The sequence below is a fragment of the Streptomyces sp. FXJ1.172 genome (genome assembly GCF_001636945.3).
GTDB lineage: Bacteria > Actinomycetota > Actinomycetes > Streptomycetales > Streptomycetaceae > Streptomyces.
In genome coordinates, this window is the sequence record NZ_CP119133.2 from 7660655 (window position 1) to 7678671 (window position 18017).

At 75.3% G+C, this 18017-nt stretch carries 9 protein-coding genes; 7 read left to right on the forward strand and 2 right to left on the reverse strand.

Features of this window, described 5'->3' with window-relative positions:
- Positions 1 to 387 precede the first annotated feature (387 nt).
- From A6P39_RS34530 to A6P39_RS34555, 6 genes are all read left to right on the forward strand, one after another.
- Positions 388 to 7389, forward strand: a complete 7002-nt coding sequence (locus tag A6P39_RS34530; protein ID WP_079133529.1) for a type I polyketide synthase — start codon at positions 388 to 390, stop codon at positions 7387 to 7389.
- Position 7390: 1 nt separating this feature from the next.
- Positions 7391 to 11920, forward strand: a complete 4530-nt coding sequence (locus A6P39_RS34535) for a type I polyketide synthase (protein ID WP_067049462.1) — start codon at positions 7391 to 7393, stop codon at positions 11918 to 11920.
- Between the two features lie 86 nt (positions 11921 to 12006).
- Positions 12007 to 12261, forward strand: a complete 255-nt coding sequence (locus A6P39_RS34540; protein WP_234379012.1) for an acyl carrier protein — start codon at positions 12007 to 12009, stop codon at positions 12259 to 12261.
- Positions 12262 to 12270: 9 nt separating this feature from the next.
- Positions 12271 to 13065 carry an alpha/beta hydrolase gene (locus tag A6P39_RS34545; protein ID WP_079133530.1) on the forward strand — a complete coding sequence of 265 codons (795 nt, stop codon included), beginning with the start codon at positions 12271 to 12273 and terminating at the stop codon, positions 13063 to 13065.
- Positions 13062 to 14252 carry a glycosyltransferase gene (locus tag A6P39_RS34550; RefSeq protein WP_067049472.1) on the forward strand — a complete coding sequence of 397 codons (1191 nt, stop codon included), beginning with the start codon at positions 13062 to 13064 and terminating at the stop codon, positions 14250 to 14252. Before A6P39_RS34545 ends, A6P39_RS34550 begins: the two co-directional genes overlap by 4 nt.
- Before the next feature lie 80 nt (positions 14253 to 14332).
- Positions 14333 to 15370: a class I SAM-dependent methyltransferase gene (locus A6P39_RS34555; protein WP_067049750.1), complete on the forward strand. Its 1038-nt coding sequence runs from the start codon at positions 14333 to 14335 to the stop codon at positions 15368 to 15370.
- Between the two features lie 38 nt (positions 15371 to 15408).
- Here A6P39_RS34555 and A6P39_RS34560 read toward each other — a convergent pair whose 3' ends face one another.
- Entirely contained in the window at positions 15409 to 16497 is a 1089-nt protein-coding gene (locus A6P39_RS34560) for a lysylphosphatidylglycerol synthase transmembrane domain-containing protein (protein WP_067049475.1), read from the reverse strand.
- Between the two features lie 257 nt (positions 16498 to 16754).
- On the opposite strand from A6P39_RS34560, the gene A6P39_RS34565 reads away from it, so the two are divergent.
- On the forward strand, positions 16755 to 17402 hold the full coding sequence (locus A6P39_RS34565; RefSeq protein ID WP_067049477.1) for a DedA family protein: 648 nt from the start codon (positions 16755 to 16757) through the stop codon (positions 17400 to 17402).
- Between the two features lie 18 nt (positions 17403 to 17420).
- On the opposite strand, the gene A6P39_RS34570 is transcribed toward A6P39_RS34565, so the two are convergent.
- Entirely contained in the window at positions 17421 to 17948 is a 528-nt protein-coding gene (locus A6P39_RS34570; RefSeq protein WP_067049479.1) for a gamma carbonic anhydrase family protein, read from the reverse strand.
- Positions 17949 to 18017: the final 69 nt, after the last annotated feature.

The following is an 18017-nucleotide window of genomic DNA, read 5'->3' on the forward strand; positions in this document are numbered from 1 at the left end:
GGGCTGCTCCGGGCTGCCGGGGAGCTGGTTGACCGTGTTCGAGCCACGGGCAGGACGTCATGCGGAATTTACAGACTTCGCGTGGATGTCCCGGCGCGTTGCGTGCGGGTGAGTGCGCGGTGAAGCGGGCGGACGCTTTGCCGGGGTTGGGATGGTGTGGCGCGCGGGCCCGGGCGGTGCCGGGTCCGCGTCCGTGACGGAATTCGCCGCGTATCTGGGTCCTTGCGGGGAATTCGATCGCATGGCCGAATCGGCGTCACCGGCCATGAAAAGGGCGCGACGTTATTGACCCGTGAGTAACACCTCGCTAGGTTCCGGTGCCCTCGCACCAGAGAGTTCCGCCGCACACCCCCCACCGTGCAGTCTCGCCGATCGTGCCGGAGCATCATGACCTCCCCTGTGCGCGCCCACGACCTGATTCTGTGTCTCACCCCGTTCGGAGAGCCCGACGCCCGTCTCGCCGCTGCCGCCTGCGCCGCGGGCGGGCTCGGCATCCTCGACCTCGGCAGCGGCGACCGGCGCTCCCGGGAGGAGCTGTCCCGGCTCGGACGGGCCGCGCCGGGCCCCTTCGGGATACGGGTGACCGGACGCTGCGCCCTGAGCCCGGCCGACGTCGCAGGCGCCCCCGACACCGTGGTCCTCACCCCGGATGCGACCTGGAAGGTCACCAAACTCCCGCCCGAATACCGGGTGTTGATGGAGGTCACCGATCTCGGGCAGGCCCGGGCGGCCGTCCGCGCCGGTGCCCGGGGCCTGATCGCCCGGGGTGGGGAGAGCGGCGGCCGGGTCGGCGAGCTGAGCACCTTCGTATTGCTGCAACAGCTGCTGTCCGACGGGGAGTTGAGCGGGGTCCCGGTCTGGGCCTGCGGCGGCATCGGACCGCGTACGGGGGCGGCCGCCGTGGCCGGCGGGGCGGCCGGGGTCGTCCTCGACAGCCAACTCGGCCTGCTGCCCGAGTCGGGACTGCCCGAGTCGGTCCGTGCGGCACTGCGGTCCCTCGACGGCTCGGAGACCGTGGTGCTGGGCGGCCACCGGGTCCTGCGCCGCCGTGGCCCCGAGTCCCCCCAACCGCCCGCCGACGACCCCGGGACGGTCGCGTCCCTGCTCGGCGCGGGCACTCCGCACGCCCAACTGCTCCCCGTGGGCCAGGACGGCTTCCTCGCCGCCCGGTTCGCCGAACGGTGGGGGGATGTACGGGGGGTGGTACGGGAGATGTCGGCGGCGATCCAGTACGTCACACACACGGGCCCGATGACGACACCTGGGACGCCCGAACCCACTGCGGCGGCCGACGGCGGCGCGCGTACGGTCCCGGCGGTGTCCCGGGACGCGGCGGATGCCGGCCCGGCGGTGTCCCGGGATGTGGCGGATGCCGGTCCCGTGGTGGCCCGCGGAGCGGGCCGTCCCGGTCCGGCCGATGCCCTTCGGGCCGGGTCGGGCATGTGCCGGGTGCTCGGGACGCGGCTTCCGGTCGCTCAGGGGCCGATGACCCGGGTCAGTGACCAGGCCGGTTTCGCCGCCGCCGTCGCTGAGGGCGGGGCGCTGCCGTTCCTGGCGCTGGCACTGGCGGACGGTGAGCGGACGCGGGCGATGCTGACCGAGGCGCGGGGCGTGCTGGACGGGAGGCCCTGGGGCGTGGGCGTCCTCGGCTTCGCGCCGGAGGAGATCAGGAACGCCCAGCTCGACGCCGTACGGGAGCTGCGGCCCACGCATGCGGTCATCGCGGGCGGGCGGCCCGCCCAGGCCGAGACGCTGGAGCGGGCCGGTATCCGGACCTTTCTGCACGTGCCCTCGCCGGGGCTGCTGCGGCAGTTCCTCGAGGCGGGGGCGCGCAGGTTCGTGTTCGAGGGGTCCGAGTGCGGCGGGCATGTGGGGCCCCGGGCGTCCTTCCCGCTGTGGGAGGCTCAACTCGCTGTGATCGAGGACTACTTCGCGGCAGCCGGGGACGAGGCGATCCGGCAGCTGGAGGTCTTCTTCGCGGGCGGGATCCATGATGAGCGGTCGGCGGCGATGGTCGCCGCCCTGGCCGCGCAGCTCACCGCCCGGGGCGCCGCCGTAGGGCTCCTCATGGGCACCGCCTACCTGTTCACGACGGAGGCCGTCGCGCACGGTGCCATCCGGCCTCTCTTCCAGCGGCAGGTCCTCACCGCCACCGCGACCGCGCTGCTCGAGACCGCGCCCGGCCACGCGACCCGCTGTGTGCCGAGCCCGTTCACCGGCGACTACCGGGACCGGGAGGCGGCCCTGCGGGCGGGCGGGCTGACCGACCGCGAGGTCTGGGAAGGGCTGGAACGACTCAACGTCGGGCGACTGCGCATCGCCAGCAAGGGCGTCGAACGCGACGCCGACGGCGCGCTGGCGGCCGTAGGCGAGGAACGGCAGCTCACCGACGGGATGTTCATGGCGGGCCAGGTCGCGGTGCTGCGCGCCACGACCACCACCGTGGCGGACCTGCACCGCGCGGTGACCGACGGCGCCGCCGACTTCCTGACCCGCCGGGCCGCGCGCCCGGCCCCGCCGGCCACGGACGAACCGCCGGCTCCCGCACCGCTCGACATCGCGATCGTCGGCATGGCCTGCATGTTCCCCGAGGCCCCCGACCTCGCCGCCTTCTGGGCCAATGTCGTCACCGGGCGCGACGCCGTCACCGAGGTGCCGCCCGAGCGCTGGGACCCGGCCGTGCACCACAGCGCCGGCCGCACCGCGTCCAAGTGGGGCGGCTTCCTGCCCCGCATCCCCTTCGACCCGCTGCGCTACGGCATCCCGCCCGCCTCCCTCGGCAGCATCGAACCCGTCCAGCTGCTCTCCCTGGAGGCCGCCCGCCGGGCGCTGGAGGACGCCGGATACGGCGAGCGGGGGCGGGCGTTCGACCGCGCGCGGACCTCCGTCGTCTTCGGCGCCGAGGCGGGCAGCGACCTGTCCAACGCGGCCACCCTGCGCGCCGTTCTGCCCGCGTACTACGGCCGGGTCCCGGAGGGGATCGAGGAGCAGCTGCCCCGGCTGACCGAGGACTCCTTCCCCGGCATGCTGGCCAACGTCATCTCCGGCCGGATCGCCAACCGGCTGGACCTCGGCGGCGCCAATTTCACCGTCGACGCCGCCTGCGCGTCCTCGCTCGCCGCCCTCGACGTGGCCTGCAAGGAACTCGTCTCCGGCACCAGCGACCTGGTGCTGTGCGGCGGCGCCGACCTGCACAACGGCATCAACGACTACGTCCTGTTCTCCGCCGTCCACGCACTCTCCCCGACCGGCCGTTCCCGCGCCTTCGACTCCAGCGCCGACGGCATCGCCCTCGGCGAGGGCGTGGCCTGCCTGGTCCTCAAACGGCTCACGGACGCCGAACGCGACGGCGACCGGATCTACGGCGTGGTCAAGGGCCTCGGCTCCGCCAGCGACGGCCGCTCCCTCGGCCTGACCGCACCCCGCCCCGAGGGCCAGCGGGCCGCCCTGGAGCGGGCGTACCGCAACGCCGCGGTCTCACCGGCGGACGTCGGCCTCGTCGAGGCGCACGGCACCGGGACCGTTGTCGGCGACCGCACCGAACTCACCGTACTGAGCGAGGTGTTCACCGAGGCTGGTGCCAGCGCCGGCAGCTGCGCGCTCGGCTCGGTCAAGTCGCAGATCGGGCACACCAAATGCGCCGCCGGGCTTGCCGGTCTGATCAAGACCACTCTCGCCCTGTACACCGCCGTCACCCCGCCCACCCTGCACCTCGAGCGGCCCAACCCGGCCTGGACGCAGGGCGACAGCCCGTTCGCCTTCCACACCCGCGCCCGGCCCTGGACCGCGCCGGCCGCGCAGCGCTTCGCCGGAGTCAGCGCGTTCGGCTTCGGCGGCACCAACTTCCACGCGGTGCTGGCCGCGCACACCCGTGCCGTACCACCCGCGCAGTCCCTGGACGCCTGGCCGTGCGAGCTGCTGCTGTTCCGGGGCCGGGACACGGCCGCGGCCCACCGGACGGTGGCGGAGATCCTGCGGGCCGCCGAGGCCGACGGCCGCCCCTGGCGGCTGCGGGACCTCGCCCTCGCCGCCGCCCGCCGCGCCGACACCGCGCACGAACCGGTACGGGCCGCGGTCGTCGCCCGCGACATCGAGGAACTGACCGTACAGTTGCGGCGTATCCTCGCCGGGGACCACGATCCGGCCGCCGGGATCCATGGCGCGGACCCGGTGCCGGGCGAGACGGCGTTTCTCTTCCCCGGCCAGGGCAGCCAGCGCACCGGCATGCTCGCCGACCTCCTGGTCACCCTCCCCGAGCTGCGCCACTTCCTGCACCTCGGCCGCGCCCACGCCGAGGCCGTCCACCCGCCCGCCGCCTTCGACGACACCGCCCGCGAACGCCACCGGGCCGCCCTCACCGACACCCGGGCTGCACAACCCGCCCTCGGCATCGCGGGCCTCGCCGCCCACGCCTTCCTCACTTCCGCGGGCGTCCACCCCGACCAGGCCGCCGGCCACAGCTACGGCGAACTGGCCGCCCTCGCCGCGGCCGGCGCCCTCGACCCCGAGACACTGCTGGAGCTGAGCGGGGCACGGGCCGGGGCGATCCTGGCGGCGGCCGGCGACGACCCCGGCACCATGGCCGCCGTCGGCGCCCCCGCCGCGGCCGTCACCGACGTGCTGCGCACCGCCGAAGCGCCCGCGTCGGTCGTCGTCGCCAACCTCAACTCGCCCGAACAGACGGTGATTTCGGGTCCGACGGCGGATGTCGCGACGGCCGTGCGGCTGCTGCGCGCGGCCGGGCTCGGCGCGAAGCGCATCCCCGTGGCCTGCGCCTTCCACAGCCCGCTCGTGGCCGCGGCGGGCGAGCGGTTCGCCAAGATCCTCGCGGACAAGACCGTACGGGCGCCCGAGTTCCCCGTCTGGGCCAACCGCACCGCCGCGCCCTACCCCGCGGATCCGGACGCGGTGCGCGCCGAACTCGCCGCGCAGATCGGCGCGCCGGTCGACTTCGCCGCCCAGATCGAGGCCATGTACGAGGCGGGCGCGCGGCTCTTCGTCGAGGCGGGCCCCGGCACCGTCCTCACCCGGCTCGTGGGCCAGATCCTCGGCGACCGCCCGCACCGCACGGTGGCCTGCGAACCGGAGGCCGGCAGCGGTCTGCGCGGCTGGCTGGACGCGCTCGCCAGGCTCGCCGTCGCCGGACAGCCGGTGCGCACCGCCTGGCTGCTGCGGGGCCGCGACGCCGTCGACGCGCTGCGCGCCCCGGCACCCGAGCGGCCCGGCTGGACGGTCGACGGACACCTCGTCCGCACCGCCGACGGAGCACTCCTGCCCGGTGCCCTCGCACCGGCCCGACGAGTCGTGGAGACGACCGTGACCACCGACCAGCCCAGCGGCGCCCCCACCGACCGGGACGCGCTGATCTCCGAATTCCTGCGCACCAGCCGGGAGATGATCGCCGCCCAGCGCGATGTGCTGCTCACCTACTTCGGGGCGACACCGGGCGCCGCCCCCGCACCGGCGCCCGTACCGCCACCCGTATCACCAGCTGTGCAGCCCGCCGCCCGCGAACTCCCGCCACCGGAACCGCAGTTGCCGCTCCTCCCCGCTACCGGACCGGCGGACGACGTGGACCGCGTCGTCCTGGAGATCATCAGCGAACGCACCGGCTACCCCGTCGACATGATCGAGCCCGACCTCGATCTGGAGGCGGACCTGAGCATCGACTCCATCAAACGGGCCGAGATAGCGGGCGAACTCGCCAAGCGCCTGGGCATCGCGGCCGGCGCCGAGGTCCTGGCCGACGCCGAACTGGAGGAACTGGCCAAGGCGCGCACGGCGGCCGCGGTGACGCAGTGGCTGACGGCGCGGGCCGGGGCGGGCACCGGGGCCGGGGGAGGGGGCGAGCCGGCCGGGGAGCGGGCGCAGACCTCGTACCCCGGCGCGCGGACCCAGGAACCCGCCTCGGTCCAGGGGGTGCCTCCCCGGCGCTGTGAGCTGCGGCCCGTCCCCCTGCCGGAGCCCGGCCCGGCCGACGCCGGCCTGTCCGGCCGGCGCTTCGCCCTCCTCGGCGGCGAGGGCGTGGCGGCAGCGGTGGCGGCGCGGCTCACCGGACACGGCGCCGACGCCGTGCTCCTCGACCGGGGCCACCTCCTCACCGAGGCCGACGGCCCGGTCGACGCTGTGGTCTACCTGGGCGCGCTGCCCGGCCCCGGCCTCCCGGCGCTGCCGGACGCCTTCCCGGTGCTCCGGGCGGCGCTGGCCTGCGGCCCGCGCGCGCTGCTCGCCGTGCGGGCCGCCGAGCGGGCGCCGGCGCTGCGGGCGGCCGGCCTGGACGGCCTGCTGCGCACCGTCGGCCGCGAGTACCCCGGCCTCCTCGCCCGGATCGTCGCCGTGCCGGACACCGCCCCGGCGGCCGTGGCCGAGGCCGTGCTCGCCGAGCTGTGCGCCCCGCAACCGGCGGCGCCCGTCGTCCTGCGCACGGCGGCCGGCACCCGCCAGGGTCTCGAGCTGGTGCCCGTGCCCCTCGGCCCGCTCGGCACCACCGGCGCCGGACCCGCCGCCGACGGCGCCGCCGAAGCCGCCGCGCTCGGCCTCGACCGGGACTCCGTCGTGCTGCTGGCCGGCGGCGCCCGGGGCATCACCGCGCGGTTCGCGGCCACCCTGGCCCGCGCCTGCCGGTGCCGCCTCGAACTGCTCGGCCGCACCGCCGCGCCCACCGCCCCCGAGGACCCGCGCACCGCCGCCGCCCGCACCCCCGCCGAGCTGCGGGCGGCGCTGGCCGCCGGGCCCGACGCGCCGACGCCCGCCGAGATCAACCGGGCCGCCGAACTGACCCTCGCCCAGCGGGAGATCACCACCACGCTCGCCGAACTCGGCGCGCTCGGCAGCGAGGCCCGCTACCGCGCGGTCGACTTCCGCGAGCGCGACGCCGTCCTGCAGGCGGTCAAGGAGATCCACGCCGAACACGGCAGGCTCGACGGCGTCGTCTTCGCCGCCGGCGTCATCGAGGACCGGCTGATCGCCGACAAGACCCCCGAGTCCTTCCAGCGGGTCTACGGCACGAAGACGGCCGGGGCGGCCGCGCTGTTCGCCGCCCTGGACGACCTGCCCGCCGCACCCGCGTTCACCGTGCTGTTCGGCAGCATCGCCGCCGTCCTCGGCAACCGCGGCCAGGCCGACTACGCCGCGGCCAACGACGCCCTGGAGGCCCTCGGCGCCGACTGGGCCGCCCGCACCGGACACCGCGCGCTGACCGTGCACTGGGGACCATGGGCGCCGTCCGGGACGCACACCGGCATGGTCGGCGAGGAACTCGGCCGCGAGTACGCCCGGCGCGGGGTCGGGCTGATCGATCCGGACGAAGGCACCGCGGCCCTGCTGCGCGAACTCGCCTGGGGCGACCCGGCGGCCCGCGCCGTGGTCCACACCGCGTCGGGCTGGTGAGATGACGCAGCCTCAGACACCCGTCGCCATCGTCGGGATGGCGGTGCTGCTGCCGGGCGCGCCGGGCCTGGACGCGTACTGGCGCAATCTGCGCGACGGCGTCGACGCGATCCGGGACGTCCCGGCCGGCCGCTGGGACGCCGGCTACTACCGGCCGGGCTCGGCCGACGGGCCCGCCGTCGCCGACCAGGTGTACTGCCGGCGCGGCGGATTCGTGGACGGCCTCGCCGAGGTGGAGGTCACCCGCTACGGCATCATGCCCGCCTCGGTGCCCGGCACCGAGCCCGACCAGCTGATCGCCCTCGACGTGGCCGCCGCCGCGCTCGCCGACGCGGGCGGCCCGGAACGGCTGCCCGAACGGAACCGGATCGGCGTGGCGCTGGGCCGTGGCGGCTACCTCACGCCCGGACTGGTCCGGCTCGACCAGCGGGTCCGGACGGCCCGGCAGCTGGTGCGCACCCTCGGCGAGTTGCTGCCCGGCCTCGACTCCGGCCAACTCGACCGGATCCACGCCGCGTTCACTGAACGGCTCGGCCCGGACAGCCCGGAGTCCGCGATCGGGCTCGTCCCCAACCTCGCCGCGTCCCGCATCGCCAACCGGCTCGACCTGCGCGGCCCCGCCTACACGGTGGACGCGGCCTGCGCCTCCTCCCTGGTCGCCGTGGACCAGGCGGTCACCGAACTCGCCACCGGGCGCTGCGACATGATGCTGGCGGGGGGAGTGCACCACTGCCACGACATCACCCTCTGGAGCGTCTTCTCCCAGCTGCGCGCCCTGTCCCCGACCGAGCGCATCCGCCCCTTCCACCGCGACGCGGACGGCATCCTCATCGGCGAGGGCACCGGCGTCGTCGTACTGAAACGGCTCGCGGACGCCGAGCGGGCCGGCGACCGTGTGTACGCCGTGATCCGGGGCACGGGCGTGGCCAGCGACGGCCGTACGGCGGGCCTCGTCAACCCCGACCCCGGCGGACAGGCCCGCGCCGTACGGCAGGCCTGGCAGGCCGCCGGGCTCGACCCCGCCGCCCCGGACGCCATCGGCCTGCTGGAGGCGCACGGCACCGCCACACCCGCCGGCGACACAGCCGAACTCGCCACCCTGGCCGAGGTGTTCGGGCCCGCGCGGGGCGCCGGCGCACGCCCGGTCCTCGGGTCGGTGAAGTCGATGATCGGCCACACCATGCCGGCCGCCGGAGTCGCGGGCCTGGTCAAGGCCGCCCTCGCGCTCCACCACCGCACCCTGCTGCCCACCCTCCACTGCGAGGACCCCCACCCCGCGCTCGCCGCCACCCGCTTCCGCCCCCTGGACCGGGCCCGGCCCTGGGAGAGCGAGGCCCGGCAGGTGGTCCGCCGGGCCGCCGTGAACGCCTTCGGCTTCGGCGGGATCAACGCCCATGTGGTGCTGGAGGAGGCGCCCGGCGGCCGTACCGCTTCGCGAGCGCACCGCGTCCCCGCCCCCGCGGCCCAGGTCGCCGAGCCCGAGCCGGTCCTGCTCCTCGCCGCACACAGCCCGGCGGGCCTCGCCGGCCTCCTCGACGCCGACGACCCGGCCGTACTCGCCGCCGGACTCGACCCCGCCCGGCCGCACCCCGGCGCCGGCCCCGTCCGGCTCGGCGTCGTCGCGCCGACCGCCAAACGGCTCGCCCTGGCCCGCCGCGCGGTCGCCAAGGGGCGCGCCTGGCAGGGGCGCGGCGACGTATGGTTCCGGCCGGGCCCGCTGCTCGGCCGCGCCGGCGGCAGGCTGGCGTTCGTCTTCCCCGGCCTGGAGGGCGAGTTCGCGCCCCGCACCGACGACATCGCCGCCCACTTCGGCCTGCCCCCGCTGCCTGGCACGGACGTCCGGGTCGACGACGTCGCCCGGCACGGCTTCGGCGTCGTCGGCGTGGGCCGCCTGCTGGACCAGGCGCTGCGCCGGATGGGCGTCGTGCCGGACGCGGTCGCCGGGCACAGCGTGGGCGAGTGGACGGCCATGGCGGCGGCCGGACTCTACTCGGCGGCCCAAGTGGACGCGTTCATGGCCGGGTTCGACCCGGACACGGTCACCGTCCCCGGCCTCGCCTTCGCCGCCCTCGGTACCTCGGCCGAGCACGTGCGCACCACGCTCGCCGAGCAGTGGCCGGACTCCGGGATCGTGCTCTCCCACGACAACGCGCCCCGCCAGTCCATGGTCTGCGGACCCGGCGCGGCCGTCGAGGCGTTCGTGCGGTCCCTGCGCGCCCACGGCGTGATCTGCCAGGTGCTGCCCTTCCGCTCCGGCTTCCACACCCCGATGCTCGAGCCGTACCTCGCCCCCATCCAGGAGGCCGCCGACCGCTTCCGGCTCCATCCGCCGACCGTGCCTGTGTGGTCGGGGACGACCGCGGCGCCCTTCCCGGCGGCCGAGGCGGAGGTGCGCGAGCTGTTCGTACGGCACCTGCTGGAACCCGTCCGCTTCCGCGAGCTGACCGAAGCGCTGTACGCCGCCGGGCACCGCGTCTTCGTCCAGACCGGTCCCGGCCGGCTCACCTCCCTGATCGACGACACCCTCGGCGACCGCGACCACCTGTCGGTCGCCGCCAACGCCGCGCAGCACGGCGGCATGGCCCAACTCCGGCGGGTGGCAACGGCATTGTGGACGGCGGGAGCATCCGTGGCGCCGGCGCTCCAGCCCCGCGCCACGGCGGCCCAGGCCGGCCGCCGGCCCGTCCGCCTCGACCTCTCCGGCGCCCTCGTCTCGCTGGACGGGCCGGAACTCGACACCCTGCGCGCACACCTGCGCCCCGCTGCCCGGCCGGCTTCCGCCCGGTTCGGCGACCTGGACGCCCTCACCCCGCGCATCCCGGCCGCCGCCGAACTGACCGCGCTGCTGCGGGACACCGCGGACACGGCGGCCGAGCTGATCACCGCGAGCCGTCGCCGTACCCCGGCCGCTGCCGTGCCCACCCTCGCCATTCCCGCCGCGGCCGCCACCACCGTCCACGTCTCACCGCGCACCATGCCCCACCTCCTGGACCACTGCTTCTTCCCGCAGCGGCCCGACTGGCCGGATGTGGAAGACCGGTGGCCCGTGGTGCCCGCCACCACCCTCGTGCGGCACATGATGGACGCGGCCGAGGCCGCCGCACCCGGTCTGCGGGCGGTCGCCGTGCACGGGGCCCGCTTCGACCGCTGGCTCACCGCCACACCCCCCGTCGACGTACAGGTCACCGTCACCCCGGACCCGGGCCGCCCGGACCGCGTCACCGTGGCCTTCGGCCCCACGGCCCGCGCCGTCGTCGAACTCGCCCCGCACCACCCGGCACCGCCCCGGCCCGGTCCCCTCCCGGGTGCCCCGGAACGCCGCCCTGAGCACACGGCCGCCCAGCTCTACCGGGATCGCTGGATGTTCCACGGCCCCGGCTTCCAGGGCCTCACCGACCTCACCGCGATCGGCGAGCGGCACATCCGCGGAGTGATCACCACACCCGCCGCTCCCGGCGCCCTGCTCGACAACGTGGGCCAGCTCCTCGGCTACTGGATCATGGCTACCCGCACCGAGCGGACCGTCGTCTTCCCGGTACAGATACGGCAGTTGACGTTCCACGGCCCGCACCCGGCTCCCGGCACCCAGGTCGGCTGCCTGCTGCGGATCACCTCCCTCACGGACACCGTCCTGGAAGCGGACGCCGAGCTGACGGCCGGCGGCCGGGTGTGGGCCCGGATCACCGGCTGGCAGGACCGCCGCTTCGACAACGACCCCACGACCCGGCCCGTCGAGCGCTTCCCCGAGCGCCACACCCTGTCCACGGGCCGGCCGGGCGGCTGGGTGCTGGTGCACGAACGCTGGCCGGACCTCGCCTCCCGCGAGCTGATCATGCGCAACTCGCTGGGCGGTGCCGAGCGCGCCGCGTACGCCGACCGCCCGCCGCGCGGCCGCCGGCAGTGGCTGCTCGGCCGGATCGCGGCCAAGGACGCCGTACGGCAGTGGCTCTGGCAGCAGGGCGAGGGCCCCGTCTTCCCGGCCGAACTCCGGTTGCTGAACGACGAGTTGGGCCGCCCGTACGTCACCGGGACGCACGGGCGCACGCTGCCCCCGCTGGATGTCTCGCTCGCCCACCGGGCCGAGGCGGGGGTGGCGATCGTACGGCCGCACACCCCGCAGCCCGGCCCCGGCATCGACATCGAAGAGGTCACCGAGCGCGACCCGGCGACCCTCGCCACCGCGCTCGGCCCGGCCGAACTGCGGCTGCTGCACCGCCTGTCGGCGAACGGCCCCGACCCGCAGGCGCTGTGGTTCACCCGCTTCTGGGCCGCCAAGGAAGCGGTGGCCAAGGCCGAGGGCGTCGGATTCGACGGCCGGCCACGGGACTTCACCGTCCTGGAGGCCGACCGGGACGGCAGCCGCCTGCTGGTCTCCGGCCGCCTGGAGCGCGCCTACACCGTGCACTGCGCGCCGGCCGGCAATCCCCCCGCTCTGCCCGAGCGGTCCTACGTGGTGGCCTGGGCGACCGGACCCGGCACCGACGACGACGCACCACCCGACGACGATGCAGCCGAGGAGTGCCCCCGATGAACCCCACCCAGCCGGCTCCGACGGATCCCGCTCAGCCGGCCCCGGCGCAGCCCTCCGCCGACACCGTGCTCGCCGATGTCACCGGCATGCTGCGCACGGTGCTCGCCGAGTACGGCGACGACGACGTGGTGATCGGCATGTCCACCACCTTCAACCGTGACCTGGAGCTGGAGAGCATCGACCTCGTCACCCTGGCCGGCCTGCTCGAGGAGCGGTACGGGCAGCGGGTCAACCTCGCCGAGTTCCTGGCCGGCATGGAGTTCGACGAGATCATCGAGCTGACCGTGGGCCGGCTGGTGGAGTACGTGGTGTGGCGTCTGAAGACCACGCAGGCGGGCTGAGCCGTGGCGATGGTCGACGCCGGCGGGATCCGGCTGCACGTCCAGCGCACGGGGCCCACCGAGGGCCGCGTGCCCCGTGCCACGGTCGTCCTGGTGCACGGCCTGCTCACCGACAGCCTGGCCAGTTACTACTTCACCGTCGCCCCCGCCTTCGCCGCGGCCGGCCTCGACGTGGTCATGTACGACCTGCGCGGACACGGCCGCAGCGGGCGGCCGCCGCAGGGCTACACCCTCGACCACAACATCGACGACCTGGAGGCCCTCCTCGGCCGGCTGGACATCGCCGGCCCCGTCCACCTCGTCGGCAACTCCTACGGCGGCACCATCGCCTTCGGCTATGCGGCCCGGCACCCGCAGCGCACGCTCAGCCTGACGCTGATCGAGTCCGAGCCCGCGACCCCGGCCTGGGCGGCGAAACTCGGCCGCATCCTCGACCGGGTCGTCAGCGAACTCGCCCACAACGAGCCCGACGCCCTCGCCTGGATCACCGCGAACCGGGGCCACAACACCGCACGCCTGGCCAAGGGCGCCGCCCGCCTCGCCCGCGAGACCACCCTCGGCCGGGACATCCCCGCGAGCCGGGTGCTCACCGAGAGCGAGATCAGGGCCGTACGCTGCCCGGTTCTCGGGGTGTACGGCGGCGAGTCGGACCTCGCCGGCCTGGTGCCGCTGAAGCGGGCGCTGCTGACGGACTTCCGGGCGGTCGTGCTGCCCGGGCACGAGCACTCGGTGCTGGTCGAGGCGCCCGCGACCGTCGGGCGGCACATCCTGGACCTGATCCACGCGGGGGCGGGGGTCCGGTGAGCGCCTTCCTCTTCGTCGTACCGCCGCTGACCGGGCACATCAACCCGGCCGTCGGCGTGGCCGCCCGGCTGGCCGCGCACGGACACCGGGTCGCCTGGGCGTGCGCCGACCCGGCGCTGGTCGGCCGGCTCGCGGGCCCGGACGCCGAGGTGCACGGGTGCGCGGGCCCGGTGCCCGGCGCCGGGGGCGCCGTGCGACCGCCGGACCTGCGGGGCGCGGAGGCACTGAAGTTCCTGTGGGAGTGGTACCTGCTGCCGCTCGCCGACGCCATGGCCCCGGGAGTGCGGGCAGCGGCCGAGACGTTCCGCCCGGACGTCGTCGTGGCCGACCAGCAGGCCTTCGCCGGCGCCCTGGTGGCCGAGCGCCTCGGGCTGCCGTGGGCCACCTCCGCCACCACCTCGGCGGAGTTCGCCGGCGCCTACGACGGCCTGCCGAAGATCGCCGAGTGGCTGCGGCGGAGCCTGGCCGCACTGCGGGCCCGCATCGGCGTTCCGTCCCACAGCGCCGACCCGCGCTTCTCGCCGCACCTGTTGCTGATCTTCAGCACTCCCGAACTCATCGGCCCCCAGGCGCCGTTGGCACCCCACATCCACTACGTCGGACCCTCGCTCGCCGGGCGTCCGGCCGGCCCCGGCTTCCCCTGGGAGCGGCTCGACCAGAGCCGGGCGAAGGTCCTGGTGACCCTCGGCACCGCGAACGCCGACACGGGCGTCCGGTTCCTCGCCGAGTGCCTCACCGCGCTGCGCGACCGCGCCGACCGGGTGCAAGGGGTGATCGCCGACCCGGCCGGGGTCCTCCCGGTGCCGCCCGGTGACAAGGACGTCCTGGTCCTCGCGCAGGTGCCCCAACTCCCGCTGCTGGAACGGATGGACGCCGTCGTCTGCCACGCGGGACACAACACCGTGTGCGAGGCCCTGTGGCACGGTGTCCCGCTCGTCGTCGCGCCCATCCGCGACGACCAGCCCGTGGTGGCCGGACAGGTCGTGGACGCCGGCGCGGGCGTCCGGGTCCGCTTCGGCCGGGTCCGCGCGGCCCAGCTGGGCGCGGCCCTCGACACCGTCCTCACCGAACGCGCCCACCGGGCCGCCGCCGCCCGGATCCGCACCGCGTTCCGCGCGGCGGGCGGCACCCGGGCCGCGGCGGCCCACCTCGAGAACCTCGCAGACTCAGCAGCGGAGAGCCGATGACCGACCACGACGGCAAGAGCGGTACGAGTGACGGGAGCGGTACGGGCGGCAAGCGGGACCCGAGCGGCAAGACGGCGCGCATCGCCGCCCTGCGCCCCGCCTACCAGAGGGACCTGGCCGCAGGCACCGACCGCCTCTTCGTTCCCCGCCGCACCGACTGCCCCTGGTGCGGTTCGGAGCGTCTCGGCACCCGCCTGCGCACCACCGACCTGCTCCAGCACAAGCCCGGCCGCTTCACCCTCGACCGCTGCGCCGACTGCGGCCACACCTTCCAGAACCCCCAACTGACGGAGGAGGGGCTGGAGTTCTACTACCGCGACTTCTACGACGGCCTCGGCGAGCAGCGCATGAGCGGCACGTTCGGCGGCCGGAGCGCCATGTACCGGGGCCGGGCCGAGGCGATGCTGGCGCACGACCGCGCCCCGAAGACCTGGCTGGACGTCGGCACCGGCCACGGGCACTTCTGCGCCACCGCCCGCACCGTCCTGCCCGGCACCTCCTTCGACGGGCTCGACTTCACCGACGGCGTCGAACTCGCCGCCCGCGAGGGCCGGGTGGACACCGCCTACCGTGGCGCCTTCCCCGACCTCGCGCCCGGACTCGCCGCCCGCTACGACGTGGTGAGCATGTTCCACTACCTGGAGCACAGCACCGACCCCGACCGCGAACTGCGCGCCGCCCACGAGGCCGTACGCCCCGGCGGCCACCTCCTCATCGAGGTGCCGGACCCGCACAGCCGCTACGCCCGGCTGCTCGGCCGCTGGTGGCTGCCCTGGCTCCAGCCGCAGCACCTGCACTTCATGCCCGCCGCCAACCTCCGCGGGCGGCTGACCGAACTGGGCTTCACGGTGGTTGCGGAGCAGCACGCCGAGCCGCACGACCCGGTCGATCTGCTGGCCGCCGTCTGGCTGGCCCTCGACCACACCGCCCCGCGCGAAGACGCACCCTGGCTGCCCGAACCGCCCGGCGGCCTGCGCCGCGCCGCCCGCACCACGCTCCTGCTCGCCGGCGTGCCCGCACTGATCACGGCGACGCTCCTGGACCGGTTCGCGATCCGCCCCCTGGCCCACCGCCTGGGGCTGTCCAACGCCTACCGTCTGGTGGCCCGCCGCGACTGACCACGGCGCAGACCGGCACGGACGCCGCCGGGAAGGGCTCAGAGCACCTTCGCGCGGATCAGCGCCGACAGCACCAGTGCGCCGGGCAGCAGCGGCACCCAGTCGGTCAGCACCCGGTAGCCGATGACCGCCGCGGTGGCGACCGCGGGCTCGGCGCCGAAGGTGATCAGCGTCCACACCAGCGCCGCGTCGACCGCGAGCCCGCCCGGCGCCGGTACCGCCCCCACGGCCGTGCCCGCCGCGAGGTACGCGAGCGCCACCTGCTCCCACGGCAGCCCCAGCCCGAGCGAGGCACCGACACAGCCGAAGGTGGCCGACTGCATCAGCGGCATCGCGACCGCCCCGCCCCACAGCGCGGCCACCCGGCAGGGCCGCGTGTGCACCTCCCGCGCATCGGCGAGGGCGCAGCGCAGCAGCCCGGTCACCGGACGCCGCAACGGCCGTATGACCGTCAGCAGCACTCCCGTCACGGCCACGGCACCGCCCGCGACGGCGGCCACCGGCACCAGCAGCCGCCCGTCCGGGACCAGCGCGCCCAGCCGCCGCCAGGCCGGCGACGCGGCCAGGAACACGATCAGCACCACCGTCTTGGCCGACGACTTCGCCAGTGAGTACAGCCCGACCGACGCGGTCGCCCGGTCCAGCGCCACCCCGCGCGCCCGCAGGAAGCGCACGGTGACGGCATGGGCGCCGAGCCCGCCGGGGAGCACGTGGTTCGCGGCACCGGCGGCGAACTGTGAGGCCAGCAGGGGTCCCGCCGGCAACCGGTCCGGCAGCGCGCCCTGCCGGACGCAGGAGGCCGCCACCCAGTTCAGGCAGGTGAAACCGCCGCCGGCCAGCAGCCACCAGGGATCGGCCGCGACGAGCCGCCGTACCCCCTCGTACACCAAGGGCCGGTTGGTCACCGCCCAGCCGCCGGCGAACAGCAGCGGAGCAAGGCACAGAGCCAGCCGTACGGGCCGGCCCGGCATGCCCGACAGGAAGGACACCGGACGGCGCGGAGCCGCTCCCGGTGGCCTTCCCCGGGCGGGCGAGGAGGCCGGGGACAGGGAGAGCGGGGAGAGCGGGGAGAGCGAGGTCGGGGGGAGTGAGGACGGGGAGAGCGAGGACGGGGACGGTGTGGACACGGGGACGTCGTCCTTCCGCGGCGGGCCCCGCGGCGGGGACCTGGGGGAGGCGGCCGAAGCCGCGGGGATCCTTCCCTTCCCGCATGACACCGGGGTGTCCGAAAACCCAAGGACCGAGGGCCAGACGGTGCCACCGGGGAACCGGCGGGAGGTGCGTGCTTAGCCGCCGTTCACCGCTGACCAGGTAGCCTTCCCTTGGGGCGCCCTTTGCATGCGGCGCCCGGCAGGCGAGGACAGCGACAGGGGAGGAACCCGCGGTGCACGTCCAGGAATGGCTCGACTCGGTGCCCGCGGCCGCCGTCTATGCCGTGGTGGCCCTGGTGATCGGTGTGGAGAGCCTGGGCATTCCGCTTCCGGGTGAGATCGTCCTGGTCTCGGCGGCGCTGATGTCCTCCCAGCACTCGGGCATCAATCCGGTCGTCCTCGGCGCGTGCGCGACGGCCGGTGCCGTGCTCGGCGACTCCATCGGCTACGCGATCGGCCGCAAGGGCGGCCGCCCGCTGCTGGCCTGGCTGGGCAAGAAGTTCCCGAAACACTTCAGCGGCGGCCATGTGGCCACCGCCGAGCGGTCGTTCGAGAAGTGGGGCATGTGGGCCGTCTTCGTCGGCCGTTTCATCGCCCTCCTGCGCATCTTCGCCGGCCCCCTCGCCGGCGTCCTGCAGATGCCGTACTGGAAGTTCCTGATCGCCAACGTCCTCGGCGGCATCTGCTGGGCGGGCGGCACGACGGCGGTCATCTACTACGTCGGCGTGGTCGCCGAGGGCTGGCTGAAGAAGTTCTCCTACGTGGGCCTCGCGGCAGCGGTCCTGGTCGCGCTGGCCTCCATGCTCCTCGTCAGGCGCAAGGCGAAGAAGGCCCAGCTGCAGCACGAGCCGGAAGCGGAACCGGTCGGCGCCGGGGAGTGAGCCGGCCCGCGAACGCGCCTACTGATGCACATCCTTGTGCGCCTTGGCCAGCTCCGCGTACATCGTGCCGTTGAGGGTGACCCCCTGCCGCTCTTCCTCGGAGAGGGGCCGCTTGACCCTCGCCGGCACACCAGCCACAAGTGACCCGGGCGGCACGACCATCCCCTGCGGCACCAAGGCCTGCGCGGCAACGAGCGATCCCGCCCCGATCACCACACCGTTCAGCACGGTCGCCCCCATCCCGATGAGGCAGTCGTCCTCCACGGTCGCCCCGTGCACCACCGCGTTGTGCCCGATGGAAACCCGCTCACCCACGCTGACGGGAAACCCGGGATCGGCGTGCAGCGTCACGTTGTCCTGCACATTCGCGCTCGCCCCCACGGTGATTCTCTCGACGTCACCGCGCACGACCGCCCCGTACCAGACACTGGCCCCGGCATGCAGCGTGACGTCCCCGATCACGGACGCCGTAGGCGCCACGAACGCCTCGGGATCGACCTGGGGCTCCTTGCCGCCGATGCCCACGATCAGCGCCTGCTGCGTCATCACCGTTCTCCTCACGTCGTCGTACCGGGCACCGTACGGCACGGGCTGGGGCAAAGATCACAGCAGGCG

Excerpts from the sequence above, each read along its gene's own strand:
- A6P39_RS34570 (WP_067049479.1), bottom strand. The coding sequence starts at position 17,948 with ATGACGCAGCAGGCGCTGATCGTGGGCATCGGCGGCAAGGAGCCCCAG.
- A6P39_RS34545 (WP_079133530.1), top strand. The coding sequence starts at position 12,271 with ATGGTCGACGCCGGCGGGATCCGGCTGCACGTCCAGCGCACGGGGCCC.
- A6P39_RS34535 (WP_067049462.1), top strand. The coding sequence starts at position 7,391 with ATGACGCAGCCTCAGACACCCGTCGCCATCGTCGGGATGGCGGTGCTG.
- A6P39_RS34540 (WP_234379012.1), top strand. The coding sequence starts at position 12,007 with ATGCTGCGCACGGTGCTCGCCGAGTACGGCGACGACGACGTGGTGATC.
- A6P39_RS34530 (WP_079133529.1), top strand. The coding sequence starts at position 388 with ATGACCTCCCCTGTGCGCGCCCACGACCTGATTCTGTGTCTCACCCCG.